The organism is Acinetobacter sp. V110_1 (genome assembly GCF_031798975.1).
Classification (GTDB): domain Bacteria; phylum Pseudomonadota; class Gammaproteobacteria; order Pseudomonadales; family Moraxellaceae; genus Acinetobacter; species Acinetobacter nosocomialis_A.
The window spans coordinates 124,538-140,180 of record NZ_JAVQNN010000017.1 but is presented as its reverse complement, the minus strand read 5'-3'; the positions used below and the strand labels follow the sequence as shown (position 1 = coordinate 140,180).

The 15,643-nt window shown below is 37.5% G+C and carries 17 protein-coding genes; 9 read left to right on the top strand and 8 right to left on the bottom strand.

Going from position 1 to position 15,643, the window contains the following annotated elements; translation table 11 throughout:
• The 4 genes from RMA95_RS06800 to RMA95_RS06785 all read left to right on the top strand — a co-directional run.
• A partial coding sequence (locus RMA95_RS06800) for a hypothetical protein (RefSeq protein WP_311069967.1) occupies positions 1 to 589 on the top strand: 589 nt, incomplete at its 5' end.
• 303 nt (positions 590 to 892) lie between these two features.
• Positions 893 to 1,510, top strand: coding sequence for a hypothetical protein (locus RMA95_RS06795; RefSeq protein WP_311069966.1), 618 nt, complete (start codon positions 893 to 895; stop codon positions 1,508 to 1,510).
• Between the two features lie 173 nt (positions 1,511 to 1,683).
• Positions 1,684 to 2,424 carry a lysozyme inhibitor LprI family protein gene (locus RMA95_RS06790; RefSeq protein WP_311069965.1) on the top strand — a complete coding sequence of 247 codons (741 nt, stop codon included), beginning with the start codon at positions 1,684 to 1,686 and terminating at the stop codon, positions 2,422 to 2,424.
• Between the two features lie 112 nt (positions 2,425 to 2,536).
• Entirely contained in the window at positions 2,537 to 3,064 is a 528-nt protein-coding gene (locus RMA95_RS06785; RefSeq protein WP_311069964.1) for a hypothetical protein, read from the top strand.
• Positions 3,065 to 3,125: 61 nt separating this feature from the next.
• On the opposite strand, the gene RMA95_RS06780 is transcribed toward RMA95_RS06785, so the two are convergent.
• Positions 3,126 to 4,469 carry an alpha/beta fold hydrolase gene (locus RMA95_RS06780; protein ID WP_311069963.1) on the bottom strand — a complete coding sequence of 448 codons (1,344 nt, stop codon included), beginning with the start codon at positions 4,467 to 4,469 and terminating at the stop codon, positions 3,126 to 3,128.
• Between the two features lie 215 nt (positions 4,470 to 4,684).
• Here RMA95_RS06780 and RMA95_RS06775 point away from each other — a divergent pair, with 215 nt between their 5' ends.
• The gene (locus tag RMA95_RS06775; protein WP_019458548.1) at positions 4,685 to 5,266 is read left to right on the top strand and encodes a YqiA/YcfP family alpha/beta fold hydrolase; all 582 of its coding nucleotides are present in this window, start codon (positions 4,685 to 4,687) and stop codon (positions 5,264 to 5,266) included.
• Positions 5,267 to 5,280: 14 nt separating this feature from the next.
• Positions 5,281 to 7,164 carry a DNA topoisomerase IV subunit B gene (gene parE, locus RMA95_RS06770; protein WP_311069962.1) on the top strand — a complete coding sequence of 628 codons (1,884 nt, stop codon included), beginning with the start codon at positions 5,281 to 5,283 and terminating at the stop codon, positions 7,162 to 7,164.
• Positions 7,165 to 7,281: 117 nt separating this feature from the next.
• Here parE and RMA95_RS06765 read toward each other — a convergent pair whose 3' ends face one another.
• Together RMA95_RS06765 and alc are read right to left on the bottom strand one after the other, a co-directional pair.
• Positions 7,282 to 7,785, bottom strand: coding sequence for an ureidoglycolate lyase (locus tag RMA95_RS06765; RefSeq protein ID WP_174745884.1), 504 nt, complete (start codon positions 7,783 to 7,785; stop codon positions 7,282 to 7,284).
• Positions 7,782 to 8,792, bottom strand: coding sequence for an allantoicase (gene alc / locus RMA95_RS06760; RefSeq protein ID WP_311069961.1), 1,011 nt, complete (start codon positions 8,790 to 8,792; stop codon positions 7,782 to 7,784). Before alc ends, RMA95_RS06765 begins: the two co-directional genes overlap by 4 nt.
• Positions 8,793 to 8,991: 199 nt before the next feature.
• On the opposite strand from alc, the gene hpxO reads away from it, so the two are divergent.
• Positions 8,992 to 10,149, top strand: coding sequence for an FAD-dependent urate hydroxylase HpxO (gene hpxO, locus RMA95_RS06755; RefSeq protein WP_039251955.1), 1,158 nt, complete (start codon positions 8,992 to 8,994; stop codon positions 10,147 to 10,149).
• A 54-nt stretch (positions 10,150 to 10,203) separates the two neighbouring features.
• Here the strand turns inward: hpxO and RMA95_RS06750 are convergent, their stop codons facing one another.
• From RMA95_RS06750 to puuE, 5 genes are all read right to left on the bottom strand, one after another.
• Positions 10,204 to 10,929, bottom strand: coding sequence for an outer membrane protein OmpK (locus RMA95_RS06750; protein WP_004704884.1), 726 nt, complete (start codon positions 10,927 to 10,929; stop codon positions 10,204 to 10,206).
• A 121-nt stretch (positions 10,930 to 11,050) separates the two neighbouring features.
• Positions 11,051 to 12,418 carry a nucleobase:cation symporter-2 family protein gene (locus RMA95_RS06745; RefSeq protein WP_311069960.1) on the bottom strand — a complete coding sequence of 456 codons (1,368 nt, stop codon included), beginning with the start codon at positions 12,416 to 12,418 and terminating at the stop codon, positions 11,051 to 11,053.
• A 23-nt stretch (positions 12,419 to 12,441) separates the two neighbouring features.
• Entirely contained in the window at positions 12,442 to 12,765 is a 324-nt protein-coding gene (gene uraH / locus RMA95_RS06740; protein WP_004704888.1) for a hydroxyisourate hydrolase, read from the bottom strand.
• The gene (gene uraD / locus RMA95_RS06735) at positions 12,762 to 13,265 is read right to left on the bottom strand and encodes a 2-oxo-4-hydroxy-4-carboxy-5-ureidoimidazoline decarboxylase (protein WP_311069959.1); all 504 of its coding nucleotides are present in this window, start codon (positions 13,263 to 13,265) and stop codon (positions 12,762 to 12,764) included. Before uraD ends, uraH begins: the two co-directional genes overlap by 4 nt.
• Before the next feature lie 100 nt (positions 13,266 to 13,365).
• Positions 13,366 to 14,331 carry an allantoinase PuuE gene (gene puuE, locus RMA95_RS06730; protein WP_311069958.1) on the bottom strand — a complete coding sequence of 322 codons (966 nt, stop codon included), beginning with the start codon at positions 14,329 to 14,331 and terminating at the stop codon, positions 13,366 to 13,368.
• 252 nt (positions 14,332 to 14,583) lie between these two features.
• Here puuE and RMA95_RS06725 point away from each other — a divergent pair, with 252 nt between their 5' ends.
• Both RMA95_RS06725 and RMA95_RS06720 read left to right on the top strand, forming a co-directional pair.
• The gene (locus tag RMA95_RS06725) at positions 14,584 to 14,934 is read left to right on the top strand and encodes an HPF/RaiA family ribosome-associated protein (RefSeq protein WP_263614835.1); all 351 of its coding nucleotides are present in this window, start codon (positions 14,584 to 14,586) and stop codon (positions 14,932 to 14,934) included.
• A gap of 159 nt (positions 14,935 to 15,093) precedes the next feature.
• Positions 15,094 to 15,639, top strand: coding sequence for an ankyrin repeat domain-containing protein (locus RMA95_RS06720; protein ID WP_263614834.1), 546 nt, complete (start codon positions 15,094 to 15,096; stop codon positions 15,637 to 15,639).
• Positions 15,640 to 15,643 lie beyond the last annotated feature (4 nt).

The window sequence follows — 15,643 nt, the reverse complement described above, 5'->3', positions numbered from 1 at the left end:
AGCTAATACAGCTAATACAGCTAATACAGCTAATACAGCTAATACAGCTAATACAATTTATTATTCATATAAAAAATGCACTTTAAAAAACATTTGTAATGAATTTAAGTATACAAAAAATCAAAACAGCTATGCATTGTTTGCTTATAAGCCTCCGGTAGATGAATTTTATATAAAAATAAAAGATAATAAATATTATGTTATATATAAAAATATCTTTTCAGAAGGTGTTGAAATGGGGTGGGCACAAATGAAAATAGTTACAAATAATGAAAATAATCTAGTTATGGAAACTAATAAGATATTTCAAACTTTAGGAAACTATAATTCTATAGGTAGTGGTGATAACTCTGATTATGTTCCCTCAAAAAACTATAGAAAAGATATGTATATAATTAATGACTTCTATGATGGTTACTCTTTCAAACAATATCAAAAATTAACTTTTATAAAGAAAAATAAGCAACTTTTACTTGATTGTAAAAGTTATATGAAAGATTTAGATCCGAAGAATAATTATTCAGGCATGTTCTATAGCGTTTGTTCTGATAACGAAAAAATTTATTTTAAAGAAATTCCAGAGTTATAACCAAGGTTGTTTTTTACTATATTAACTCTTTAACTTTATGCCAAGAGTGGTAAGTTTTTTACTTTTGTAAATTAGAGAGACTAAGTACTTAATATGAGAATAATATTATTTACACCTAATCTTATTTAAGTAATAAGATTAGGTGTAAAATAGTATGTATTACTATTAATTATATTTAACTAAAATATTTGATATTAAATTACGTAAAACAGTCGATGTTCAAAATTAAGTATCAAATGTTTCAATATATTTTATTTCAGCAGATGTAGCTGGTGAAGATGCTATACACATAGAGACTATGCAATGATGAGCAGATTATTTCTTTTATTTTTAATTAGTTTAATGTATGCATGTACAACTGAAGCTGATCAGCCTAAATCAAGTAACACAAAACTTTATTTTTCATATCAAATCTGTGAAAAGTCAGGAAAGTGTAAGAATTTTACACCTACAAAAAAGATGGATAATTATCTCTTTAAAAGACTTGATCCTGCATATGATGAATTTTATATAAAAGATAATAATGGTAATTTCACCTTATATTATAAAAATGTTTATAGTGAAGATGTTCAAGTTGGATGGGCAGAAGCTAAAGCGGATAAAAATAATAGTAGTGAGTTGAGTTTAAATATTGATAAAGTTAACCTAGCCTTGGGTGGGATTGATTTTATAAAAAATGGATATGCAACTAAACAGGCTGAATCAAAGAATTTTAAATCGGGAATCTATTATTTAGCTGATAATTATACGGGTGCTCCATATTATCAAAAGCAAAAAATATTTTTTAAGAAAAATGCTGGAGATTTAGTATTGGACTGTAATAGTTATTTGAATAATCCCTCTGTAAAGAATGAATCTTATGGAGTTTTTTATGGAGTATGTTCTGAAGGGGAAAAAGTATATTTTAAGCAGATAAACTGATTTAGTTTTTCTTTTTGAATAAAAATGTAAGAATGGTAAGTCTTACATTTTTAAACCTAATATATTTTATTCAAAATAAATAACTTAGGTGTGATATTTGTTTTTAGGATTAGATGAAAAATTATAAAAATAGCAACTTGTCTGAGTTTTGATTTTTATTGAAGGTACATATAATGAGAACTAGTTTTATTAAATTTTATAATTTTTTATTGGTTTCCAGCGTATGTATTTCCTCAAATGCTGCAGATTACAAACCACAACGGTTAGACGAGAAAACAATATATAGTAATAGTGAGCATGATCTGAATAGTATGTATTCAGATATAAAAAGCTATATCAGTGATAATAAAAATGAAGTTAAGTATCTGGTAGATACTCAACGTTCTTGGTTGAAAGATAGAAATTTAAAATGTAAGTTTAATGGGAAAGAAGCAAGTAGTGAAAACTATAAATGTTTAAGTGATTTTAATAATTCTAAAATAAAAGATTTGAAAAAGTCATATTTGGACCTTGATAGTTTAGAGGGAAATCTAATAAAACCATTTAAATACACAAATGGTATTGTGAAAGAGTTAGAAACAGGTGGATGTTATTGTAGTGAAAGTACAATTAAAATTTTAAAAAACAAAATTTATATATATCAAGCTTGTGATCAAGGGTTAAAGGAGCCACGTATATATAATATTGTTGGTAAGAAAAAAGACAGATTTTCTGTGGAATATCAAATTGATACGAATAATAATAAAGTTCCGGAATTTAATTTAGCAATTGTTACTCACGGTAAAAATGTTTGGAATATAGTTCCGAAAATTTTTAGAAAAGAAGATTTAATAAATTTAAATTTTGGAATTAATTATACAACTGATATGAATATAAAAAATAAGAAAAATGATTGTCATAATGATGAAGAGTAATTGTCCGTTGTTAAAATTTTGATTGCATTTGATAATAGTAATATCAGCTTAAAATATGATATTGCTATTATTATAAAATAGAAATTCGAAGCGAATAATGAGTTTATTCAAAATGAAAAAATATTTTAATGTTATTGTGTTTATCATATCATCTCTAATATATTCTCAAAATTTATTTGCAAAGGATCAATGTAATATTGACCAACAAGTAAACTTAAACATATTCAAGAAAAATGACTATAAATTCTATAACTATATATGTGAATCTTCAGAAGGTTTATATCTTAAAGGTTATTTAGGAGATAAAGATAAGAAGATATTTGTTGATAATTACTCTGATTTTGCAGCTAAAGAAAGTCCTAGAATTTTAGCTGTCAGCATATACAAACCCAACAAAAGAAAACCTCCAATATTGATTACTATTAATTCAGCATATTACTGTTGTACTCCACAAATAGAAGGGAAGATTTATCAAGTTAAGCTATATCAAATTAGTGAAAATAAGATATTAAATCTGAAAAATATAACAAATATATTAGGTAGTAATGCAGAGGGTTTTGAAGGAATTGCAGAAGGGAAAGTCTATTATAAATATAAAACCATATCTGAAATCAAAAAATGGTTAGATAAAAATTATTGATTGGTTTATAACCTTGAAAAATATAAAATTTAAAACAGCCCAACATTAAGTTGGGCTTTTTTTACGTCTCTACAATTCCTTCCAAATCTTCGAGCGTATAGTTCGGCATATCAATAATATGGGTTTGAATACCTTCTTGCACATAATCATTTACATGAGGATATAACCACCGAGTAATCTGTTCGGCAACACTTGAGTGATACTGAATTTCAAAATGGTTTAAGCCATAAAACACTGCTTTATGTGAGTCTGGAACCTTAAGTTGAAAACGTGGATTTGGGTGTTCGCCCAGTGCGCTTTTCACACTCACTAAGTAATCGCCAATCACGGTAAGCGCTTTATTACGTACCTTTTCAAACTCGAGTGTTCCTGCCACTAAAAAGGTATTGATATGGGAAGGTAGTGGAGCCGGAGCACGGTTGTCATCCATCATGCCGATACGGGCATCCATATATTCCCAGTCATCGTCACGAACGCTACCGTGGCGTAGGTCTAAAATGCCATTACTACGAATATTAACCAACTGACCCAGTAATCCAACAAATGGGAATGCCCCGAGTTTATCTTGTATAGCAAAGCCAAAGCGCTCAAGTACTGCACCATGGTGTGGGGAACCAATACAGACTAAGTTCTCGACCATATGAATCCATTGGTACATATTTTGTTTACCGTAAAACAGTGCGCTACGGGAAACCAGTCCACCCATACTATGACCAATGATATCAATACTGGTAATTCTTGGATTACGTTGTACCAAATCTTCTAATAAGTTAGAGAAACTACGGCCATTGGCTGAAATGCGGCGACCTGTGTTGTAGTTTAAATACAGCATGGTGTTATGGTCACGCTGTGCTAACAGACGCTCACCAATGCCGCCATAGTGTGCATTTGACCAAGTTAGATGGTTCATACACAAGCCATGAACTAAAATTACGATACGGCCTGCGAGTTCGCCTTGTTGGATTGCACCGTAGTGGTCGTATAGAACCATGGGCAAGGCAAGGGGACTATGTTGTTTAAGTAAATAGTCTCCAAAAATACCATTTAAAATGCCCACCAAAAAATGAAGGGTAGGTGTTAATGGTTTCTCGTGAAGGGTCGGGAATTTTTCAATAATACGACGTAAACCGGGCGCTAAAAAATAACGTCCATACTTTTGTAAGGCTCCATAAGAAAACTGATATACCTTTTGCACAGAAGGGCGTTTTTGAAAATTATTCGCATTTTGGGCACTAATACCAAAAGCATTTTTTAACACTTCAATATTAATGACTTGTATTAATTCATGTACACCATTTAAGCTGGTACTGAACAGTTGAGCTAAACCTTCCAGTACGTCGGCCTGACTCGGTGGCGTACGATCCCATTTACAATAAGTTTCATGTAACGGTGTTAAGCTCGGCATATCTTTTCCCCATTTACGTTATAACCGACGTTTTAAGCTGTACTTTTTATTTATCAACGGCAGCTAACGTTTCCATCTTAGTAGTTTAAATAACACATGTTTTTAAAATACTGATGAATGGTAAGTTGAATCGTTTTTCTTGTCTGACAATAGTGTTTTTATATACAAACTGAGAACAAAAATGTGAGTTTATTCTCAATTTAAGAGGGAAATATATGAATATTATCTACCTCCATGGCTTTAATAGCAGCTCTTCTTCGATTAAAGGGCTGAGCCTTAAGCAGTATTGTAGCGAATTGGGCATCAATGTGCATTTGCCAGATTTAAATAGATCTCCAGATCAGGTCGTAGCGCAAGTTTCAGAGCTAATCGAGTCTTTACAAGATGTGGCGTTAGTCGGCAGTAGCCTCGGCGGGTTTTTTGCGACATATTTTGTCGCGAAATATAATATTCCGGCTGTACTGATTAACCCTGCTATGCAACCATGGAAGTTGTTTGATAAGTTATTTCAAGTTGAAAGCATGCCTTATAAGGTGAATGATCAATGGTCAATTGATCATGTTCAGTTACGACAGTTAGAACAACTGGAACTGAAACAACCTGAAAATGCCGACAAAATACTCGTCTTACTGCAACAAGGCGACGAAATTTTGGATTATCGTCAAGCACAACGCTATTATAGTGCTGCAACACCATCCTCATTGATTTTGACGGATGCTCATGGCAATCATGCCATGGAAGATTTTGAAGAAAAATTACCCTTAGTGATCGAATTCTTTGCGCACACCATCAAATAAGGAAAACGTACAACGTGACACAATATACGGCTCAATCGCTTGAAGTCCTTTCTGGTTTAGACCCTGTTCGTCGTCGTCCGGGAATGTATACCGATACGACTCGACCTAACCATTTAGCCCAAGAAGTTATTGATAATGCTGTCGATGAAGCATTAGCTGGTCATGCCGACAAAATCTGTGTCACGGTTTATAAAGATGGTTCATTGTCTGTTGAGGATAATGGCCGTGGTATGCCAGTCGATATTCACCCTGAATATGGCCAAAGTGGTATTGAAATCATTCTGACCAAGCTCCACGCAGGTGGTAAATTCAGTACCGATAACTACCAGTTTTCAGGTGGTTTGCATGGTGTGGGGATTTCGGTTGTAAACGCTTTATCAACACGTGTTGAGGTCGAAGTTCAACGTCAGGGTAATGTATACCAAATGGCTTTTGAGCAAGGTGAACCTGTTGCGCCTTTAGCAGTGCTAGAAGGCAAAGCACCAAAACGTGCGACTGGTACAACGGTACATTTCTGGCCTGAAGCTAAATATTTTGATAGTCCAAAATTTGCGTTAAAAGCACTCAAACATAATTTAAAAGCGAAAGCTGTTTTAGCAGCTGGTTTAAAAATTATTTATATCGATCAAATTAATGATGAAAAAATCGAATGGCAGTTTGAAAATGGCCTCGTCGATTATTTGATGGATGAATTACAAGACCGCGAAATTTTGCCAAACCCTGCATTTGTAAGTAATGGACAAGCAGACCGCGCAGCCTGTGAGTTTGCGATTTGCTGGAATGTAGAAGGCGGTGAGCAGGTTCAAGAAAGTTACGTCAACTTGATTCCAACTGCACAAGGCGGTACGCATGTGAACGGTTTACGTTCAGGCGTGACCGAGGCGTTACGTGAGTTCTGTGAATTGCGTAACTTGTTACCGCGTAATCTTAAACTTTCGGCAGAAGATGTTTGGGATGGCGTGAACTATATCTTGTCGCTCAAGTTTCAAGAACCACAATTTTCTGGTCAAACCAAAGAGCGTCTTTCGAGTCGTGAAGCATCAAATATTGTTTTAAATATTGCTAAAGATGCATTTGCGCTCTGGCTCAACCAACATGCTGAAATTGCTATGCAACTGGCGGAAATGGCGATTTCTAAAGCAGGTCGTCGTTTAAAAGCAGCCAAGAAAGTCGAGCGTAAAAAAATTGTTTCAGGCCCAGCTTTGCCGGGTAAATTAGCAGACTGTGTTGGTCAAACGCGTGAAGAAAGTGAGCTATTCATTGTCGAAGGTGACTCTGCAGGTGGTAGTGCCAAGCAAGCACGTGATAAAAACTTTCAGGCCATCATGCCAATTCGTGGAAAAATCCTAAATACATGGGAGGTTTCTTCAGATGAAGTACTCGCTTCTCAAGAAGTTCACGACATTGCGATTGCGATTGGTGTAGATCCGGGTAGTGATGATTTGTCAGAACTACGCTATGGCAAAATCTGTATTTTGGCCGATGCCGACTCGGATGGTTTACACATTGCGACTTTGCTTTGTGCTTTATTCGTTAAGCACTTTCCTGCCTTGGTGGAAGAAGGTCATTTATTTGTAGCAATGCCACCATTGTTCCGTATCGATATTGGTAAAGATGTCCATTACGCACTCGATGATGATGAACTTGAAACCATTTTGAAAAATGTCAAAGGCAATAAAAATCCTCAAATTACTCGATTCAAGGGACTAGGTGAGATGAACGCGATTCAGCTTCGCGAAACAACGATGGACCCTAACACTCGTCGTTTAGTACAGCTTGATCTGGATGATGCACATTTAACAGCTGGTTTACTCGACAAATTGCTTGCGAAAAAACGTTCCGCAGATCGTAAGCAGTGGCTTGAGCAGAAGGGTAACTTAGCCGATATCACTGTTTAAAATAAAATTAAAAAAATCCCCGCTCAATAGGCGGGGATTTTTATTTTAGCGACAGATGATTCGGTGTATTTATATAATTAATTCAAAACAGACAAGTCTGTATAAATTACTCTTTATTTAAAACCTAATTTCTATAGATTGTGGAAACTGAAAAACATCACAATTTGCTCCACTTCCGATGCGATCTACTACTGCAAAATCACTTGGTGACTCAAAAGTAAGCAAAGGGTGATGCCATGTGCCTGCCCGATAATTGATACTTTGCTTTCCATTTGAAACGAAAGCACAAAGCTTGGAAATATCGGGAGTGTTTTCATCTAAAGCGGGCGCCACAATAATTAAAAACTTTTGTTGCTGTAATGGAATAAATGCCTGAGAGCCTTTCGGATGACGCTCTAGCATTGAAATTTCCAGAGGTAACACACTGGTCTTAATGTTACGAAAAATACTAATGCCTGCCTTTGCTTCTCCCTCAATTTCGGTTTCAACGAGCGCATGGTAGCGCTCGGTGTGGGCATCATTAATATGAAAAAAATCATGCCCGTCGCAACAAATGACTTCTCCGAAGGGTTGAAAGTTTTCAATAGTTAAGGGCTGAATTTGAACAGTATTCATGATCATGATTTAGTAATTTTCCCCCATAAACGAACACGGCTAATACCACCATCTGGAATCATGTTAATGCGAATATGAGAGATCTTTTCATGCTGTAAAATCTCATTCACATATTCATGAATATGATCCATTTGCATTGGTTGGGCTTCAAGTAAATAAGACCAGAACATACTTTGTGGAATTAACTGTGCATCGGTTGCATTTTCAAGGTAAACCGCTTGTATAGATACTTGGGCAGGAAAGTTCCCTTTAAAATGAGCCGTATCAATTTCGAGCTTTTCAATTTTTCCGCTTTTACCCAGTGCAAGAATACACCAGTCATAACCCGGTGCACGGCGGCGTTTGGTTTCCCATCCATCGCCCATGTTGACGCCACGGCCAGGGTTAATCAAATTACGTGGGTGTCCAAAGTGCGCATCGCTGTAGGCAATTACGCGACCACCATTTTCAAGGGCCAATAAATCAAGCGTTTGCTCACGATCAGTCACCTGAATATGAACATCTCCATAAACACGCAAACGAGCAACACCACCATCTGGGAAAATATTGAGGCGTATATGGGTAAAAAGTGCATCATTATTGACCATAAAAATATGATGTTGACTTGGCCCTAGCTCAGTATTTTCTAGAACATTCTCCCATTTTGCCCCTGTTAGGTCTCCATTTGGTGCATAACACGCTTCTAATGAGGCAGATGCTGGATAGTTTCCTGTAAAAAAGCTGGTGTCTATATCAAGTGCGGTGATTTTTCCACTCACTCCTAGCTTCACAATACACCAGTCATATCCCGCGTGACGCTTACGACGGGTCTCCCATCCATCCATCCACTTACCGTTGTCATCAAATTTATCTTCAACAAAAATAGGTGCTTCAAATTGCAGCATACGCTTTGCTTCTGCAAAGAAATCATCTGAACACTCAATGACTTGTGCACCAATTCGGACATCTGCCAAATTGGTTTTAGTATTCAAAATTTCAGGAAGTTCAAAAGCTGGGGCGTGTAGAGTTGCCATAATGGGGTATCCGTATTTCTTGTTAAAAACATGATTTTTCATTTAAAACTATCAACATACAGAGCACGTTGAGACGAGTTTTATACTTAAATATATAAGCATGGGGCATGCCAGTTTTGTGGAAAAGCTAAATAAATTTTGAACGATGGCATGTTTTTAGCATAAGCACCCTATAGGTGAATATCTATAGGAGAGTGTTATGAATGTGGTGATTATTGGTGCGGGAATGGGAGGTCTAACCACAGGCATTGCATTAAAAAAATTTGGTCACCAAGTTCGTATTTTTGAGCAAACTGAAAAGATTCTTCCAGTCGGCGCTGCTATTTCGTTGTGGTCAAATGGTGTGAAATGTCTGAACTATCTCGGATTAACTGACAAAATCGCCAAACTTGGCGGACAAATGGACGACTTGGCCTATGTTGATGGTTTAACTGGAGATGTGATGACACAATTCAGTTTATTGCCTTTAATTGAAGAAGTAGGACAGCGACCATATCCGGTTGCACGTGCCGATTTACAAAATATGCTGATGGATGAGTTTGGCCGAGACCAGATTTATCTAGGCAAAAAAATGGTCAGCCTTGAAGATAAGACCGATTATGTCGAAGTACATTTTGCAGATGGCAGTTCAACGCAAGCTGACTTATTGATTGGGGCGGATGGTACTCATTCAATGACTCGTGCCTATGTGTTGGGTCAGCAAGTACAGCGCCGTTATGCTGGTTATGTAAACTGGAATGGTTTAGTTGAGATTTCTGAAGATTTAGCGCCAGCTCAGCAATGGACGACTTATGTCGGAGAAGGTAAGCGAGCTTCTTTAATGCCCGTCGCAGATGGTAAGTTTTACTTCTTTTTAGATGTGCCTTTGCCAGCAGGATTAGACAATAATCGAGATGAATATAAAAAACTTTTAAAACAATATTTTGCTGATTGGTGCCAGCCTGTACAGCAACTCATTGAACGCTTAGACCCACAAAAGACCAATCGGGTAGAAATCCATGATATTGAACCGTTTGCCCAATTTTATAAGGGTCGCGTGGTGATCTTAGGCGATGCTGCACACAGCACCACACCTGATATTGGACAAGGTGGCTGCCAAGCCATGGAAGATGCGATTTATTTAGCGCGTTCTTTGCAAATAAATACTTTGGGTCTAGAGGACGCTTTACGTCGTTATCAAAACAAGCGTAATGAACGGGCCAATGAGTTGGTTCTTCGTGCCCGTAAACGTTGTGATGTAACCCATATGAAAGATGAAACTGTGACCCAAGCTTGGTATGCAGAATTACGCCGTGAACAAGGCGGACATATTATGCAGGGGATTATTAGTAATATTGTGGGTAATCCACTCGACTAAAACAAAAACAGCAAGGATTTTTTCCTTGCTGTTTTAAGCTTCTAAATAAAAATTTTAGAAGTGGTATTTAACCAAAGCACTCACGTTATTTTCATCTCGGCCTTGTAGACCAAATTTATTATTCCATACAGAGTGTTCAATACCGAGGTATAGACGTGTGTCAGGAGAAATGTGTTTACCTACATTCCATTTCCACTGAGTTGTCCAGTTTAACTCGCTGGCATGGTCACCTTCAGCAGTTGACCAATCTAGGAAGCCATCAACCAAGAATTCTTCCGATGCAATGTTAAATGGAATACCATAAACGAAAGTCATTTGATAATCGTCGTCAGTTTTCTCATTATTTGCACGGTAGAAGTTTAAATTCGCATATTTAAAATATGGAATATCTAAATCAACAGCAAAACCATATAAGAAGTTATCAAAGTTATTGCCGTTTTCGCTGTTACTTTCCCAAGTGGTACTAATGAGCACATCTTTAATTGGGCCATAAGCCAATTTTTTGCCAGATACTTCGCCCAAGCTTAAACGTGGTGATAACTCAAAATATGTACTTTTATGATCGTCTTCACCGCGCATACGGTCCATGAAGAAAAACACATCAGCATATTTAACTTTTGCAGCATATTCCAAAGTAATCGTAGTTTCTTTGTTGTCTACAACTTCATAGTTTTCACCATAAAGTCCAGTCACACTAAAATCTTGCCAAATTGGTTTTGCCTGAACCATGGCAGTTGCAGATAACAAGGCACAAGTCGCCGCAAGTTGCTTTAATTGCATTTAAATGATCTCCCCCCAAATAAAGCACGCTAAGGATACAGGGTCTTAAGCAAAAATGAAGCCAAATTTGATCAACGGTTAAAAAAAGGCCCACCGAAGTGGGGCGCTAAAAACCAATCTATTAATGTGTATTTCTAGTATTTATGGTTTGGCTCAAATGAGGGGTCGATGAGCTACGAAATGAAGGCAAATGATTAAATAATAAATTCAATAAGATAGCAAAGATACAAGTCGAACTAATACCCGAATGGAACAAAGTTTGTACCCAAACTGGAAAATGTGCATAAAACTCATGGTTAATAATGGGGATCATTCCTGCCGATAAAGCAGTCGCGACAATGATCAAATTTTTCTGATCGTTATAATTTATTTTTGCTAAAGTGCGAATTCCGCTCGCTGCAACTGACCCAAATAAGACCAAACCTGCACCACCAAGTACAGGCATAGGAATTGCTGCAATTAGACGCCCCATAACAGGCAATAGCCCCAAAATAATGAGAATAACACCGCCTGCAGCCACAACAAAACGGCTTTTGATGCCTGTAATCGCAACTAACCCAACATTTTGGGCAAAAGCGCTTTGCATGAACGAACCAAAGATAGGTGCCATAGCACTTGAGAACATATCTGCACGAACACCATTGGCGATACGTTTAGAATCGACATCGGTTCCTACAATGTCTCCTACAGCAATAATATCGGCTGTGGTTTCCGTCATAATCACCAAGGTGACGATGAGCATTGATAAAATGGCACTCAGTTCAAAGGTAGGCAAACCAAATGCAAAGAAATGTGGAAATTGCAGCCATGCACCTGAGCTGACCTGACTAAAGTCACCGAAGCCCATAAAGTAAGCCAGTATCGTACCAGCCACGATTGCTAATAATATAGATAAGCGACGAATGCCAGCTTGTGGCAGCATATTTAAAATAATCACAATGCCTAAGGTGAGTAAGGCCAAAGAAATATTTTCTACGCTTCCCCAGTTGGGTGCTTTATCGTTGCCACCCATCATCCAGCGAATCGCAACGGGTAACAGAGATAGCCCAATAATCGTGATGACGCATCCAGTCACAACAGGGGGGAAAAAGCGAATGATTTTTGAAAAGTAAGGTGCAAGGCAAAGTCCAACTAGAGAGGCTACAATGACCGCCCCATAAACCGCAGGCAGGCCACCGCCCGTGGTAATAATAGCGACCATGGTTGCCACGCCAGCAAAAGACACCCCCTGAACTAAAGGTAGTTTTGCGCCTAGATATTTGGTTCCTATGGTTTGTATGAGTGTTGCCAATCCACCTACAAATAGGGCTGCTGCAATAAGCATTCCGACTTGTACCGAGCTTAAACCAGCAGCCGTTCCAATAATAAGGGGCGGAGCCACAATACCACCATACATGGTCAGCACATGTTGTAAACCGTAAGCAAAACTTTTCGAGATTCCTAAATATTCATGCTCTGGAGAAATCGCATTCTTTTGTCGATCATTCATATTTTTCTCCTATTTTAATTCAGTTAGCTACCACGATAAGTAGAGTAAGCAAACGGGCTAATGAGTAGTGGAATGTGATAGTGCTGCTTGATGTCTTCTATAAAAAATTGAATGCAAACACGCGGGAAAAAAGTTTTGACTTGCTTCGCCGAAAAATAAGGCGCAATTTCAAATTCAAGTTGATATGGCCCTTCAGTTAAATCTTTGATACCAAAATCACTTACTCGACCATCTTTATTGGTGGTTGCGGTTGCAATCAGTTCATGGGTTGCTGCATGAAATAACTTCACTTCGACTTCTGCAGCGGGTTTACCTAAATTTGTATCTAAAATATGAGTGCTGATCATGCTTGTATTTCCTGAGATAGACGTAATAGAGCAATTGCTGCGAGTTGCTCATGTACAATGACTTTTTCTATAGCTAAGTTGTTTTGAAGACGTTGATTAAGTTTTTTTAAAATCTCGTTGCTACTAAGGCCCGCTGCTTTAATTAAAAAAATGAAGCCAAACTTCTGTTCATAGTCGAGATTGCCTTGTAGCAGAGCTTGTTGTGTTTGCTCATCTAAGGAAATGCCAGCTTGCTCTTGAGCTGAAAAATTTTGTTCTTTTGCATTAAGCTGTTTTTTTGCCTGTCGTTCCCCAATTTTTGGATGGGTAGCTAAAGCTGTTTGTATTTCTTGCCATGACCACGTGTGGCTTAATTGTTCTGCATGTCCTAACAGAACTGATGTTGATGAGTAGGGCCGTTCTGAAATAATTTTTTCGGCCCAAGTTGGAATATGGACGCAGTTGTTTAACAGAGTCTTGAGTTGGTCGGGTGGGGCTTGATTAAACTCGGCTAAAAACACTGTTATTCCTAAACTCATTGTTGTCGATATAGAGTTTTAGCAATAACAGTGCCAAGAGTGATTTGAGATTTGCTTAAGAATTTAGAAAATTAAAAATCAATTATTGAGTTATGTGATTTTTATACCAATGTTCTGCAATATCCTGACGACGACACACCCAGACCCGATCATGCATTTCGATATAATCGAGGAATTTTTGTAAGGCTTTAAAACGACCCGGACGCCCTAAAATACGGCAGTGCATTCCAATCGACATCATTTTTGGTGCAGTTTCTCCTTCTGCATACAACACATCAAAACTATCTTTTAAATATTGAAAAAACTGTTCTGAGCTATTAAATCCACCCGGTGAACAGAACTTCATATCGTTACATTCGAGTGTATAAGGAATAATTAAGTGAGGACGTGATGCACCAGCGGTATTGGTCAGTGTTGTCCAAAAAGGCAGGTCATCGCCATAATAATCTGAGTCATATTGTATTTGTGGGAACTCTGCGAGTAACTGACGGGTATTGGGACTATCGCGTCCGGTGTACCAGCCTATAGTTTTATTTCCAAACAAGTTTTCTAAAAGTGATAAGGCTTGTTCCATGTGCTGTTTTTCGACTTCAATGTCGGTGTCTTGATAGTGAAGCCAGCGGTAACCATGAGACACCACATCATAATCAGCTTCTTTAATCGCTTCGACAATATATGGGTTACGAGCCAGCGCCATGGCAACACCGAAAATAGTCATTGGGAGCTTGCGCCGTTGGAACTCACTATGGATGCGCCAAAAACCAGCACGTGAACCATATTCGTACATAGAGTCCATCGACATATGCTTGGCTGGATAGCTTGCAGCACCAATAATCTCTGATAAAAACTGTTCCGAACCCTCATCGCCATGCTCTATATGTTTTTCGCCACCTTCTTCATAATTCAGCACAAATTGCACGGCAACCTTAGCATTGTTAGGCCATTTCACCTGTGGAGGCTGACCGTGATAACCGATTAAATCACGTGAATAAGGAGACTTTTGAATCTGCTCAATGAGTTCTGCTCCAGATAGATAAGATTCGGTCACAATTGCTCTCCTTTTGTTCAATTTTTCATAAAAATTTAAAAAATCAGCTTGCATATTTTTATAGATGGACTGATATTGAAGGTATGAAGATCTTCAAAATAAATTAAAAGCAGTACGTTTAAGTCAGGAGATAACAAACCATTACACCATCAAAATGTACAATTGAAGTCAGTTCATGCATGCTTAAAACATGCCAACATAAAAAAGTTTTGCATAGAAAAGATCCACAGTAAGAAAGAGAGGATGGTATTTATGAATATTGAAATCCGCACAGATAAAAACATCCATAATAGTGAACGTTTAATTACTTATGTACGTGCAGAACTTACTCAAGAATTCCAACGTCATAGCGAACGTATTACGCATTTCTCGGTTCATTTTAGTGATGAAAATGGGGACAAAGGTGGCGATAAAGATATCCACTGTATGATCGAAGCACGTCCTGCTGGCTTGAAACCAGTTGCAGTGCACCATAAAGCAGGAAATATTGATGCCTCAATTCATGGCGCGATTGAAAAATTAAAACGTAGTCTTGAACATACCTTTGAGAAAAAAGAGCACCCGAGAGGTGGTCAACCAGAACTCATTGATGATGAAGCTTAAAAAAATGCTAAAAAGCCCTTCGGGGCTTTTTTTTATGGAGTATAAAAAGACGGATAAAAACTCTTCACAACTTTTGGTTTGCAATGCAATAGCATTGACCTCTAAAATCTTCATCAGAGATTAGGCATAATAGCGCTAATATATTTTTGAGAGATGGTCATGTTAACCACCCAGCAGCAGGCTTTAATTAAAGCCATAGAAGAATTAGAACTTACGCAAGTACAAAAATTACTTGCTGAGGGGCTTGATCCGAATTTCATTGATCCGGAACAAGGGCCACCCGTATCAATTATTTGTGATGGAATTTTTAAATGGTGGGAAGACGTCTCAGAAGCTTATGAAGCTGGTACTCCCTTATCAAAAGAAGAAAAGCAACAATCATTACAAGTTTATCTCGATATCCTTGAAGCCTTAATTCAGGCTAAGGCAAATGTTCATCTTTGGGATGCAGAAGAATTTTATGGCCCACTATGGGATGCAGCAAGTTCGGCATGCGCACCAGCGGTTCAACGTTTACTTGATGAAAAAGTTGATCCAAACACACGTGATGAAGAAGGACTCACCATTTTATCTTCAATCAGTCAGTTGTTCTTTGATTGTGATTTTGATGAAATAGATTGGTCAGAAGCGCTTCAAGAAGAGCGTGAAACACTAGAGTTATTGCGCCATCATGGAGCAAAAATGTCAAAAGAACTAACTACTTGATTGG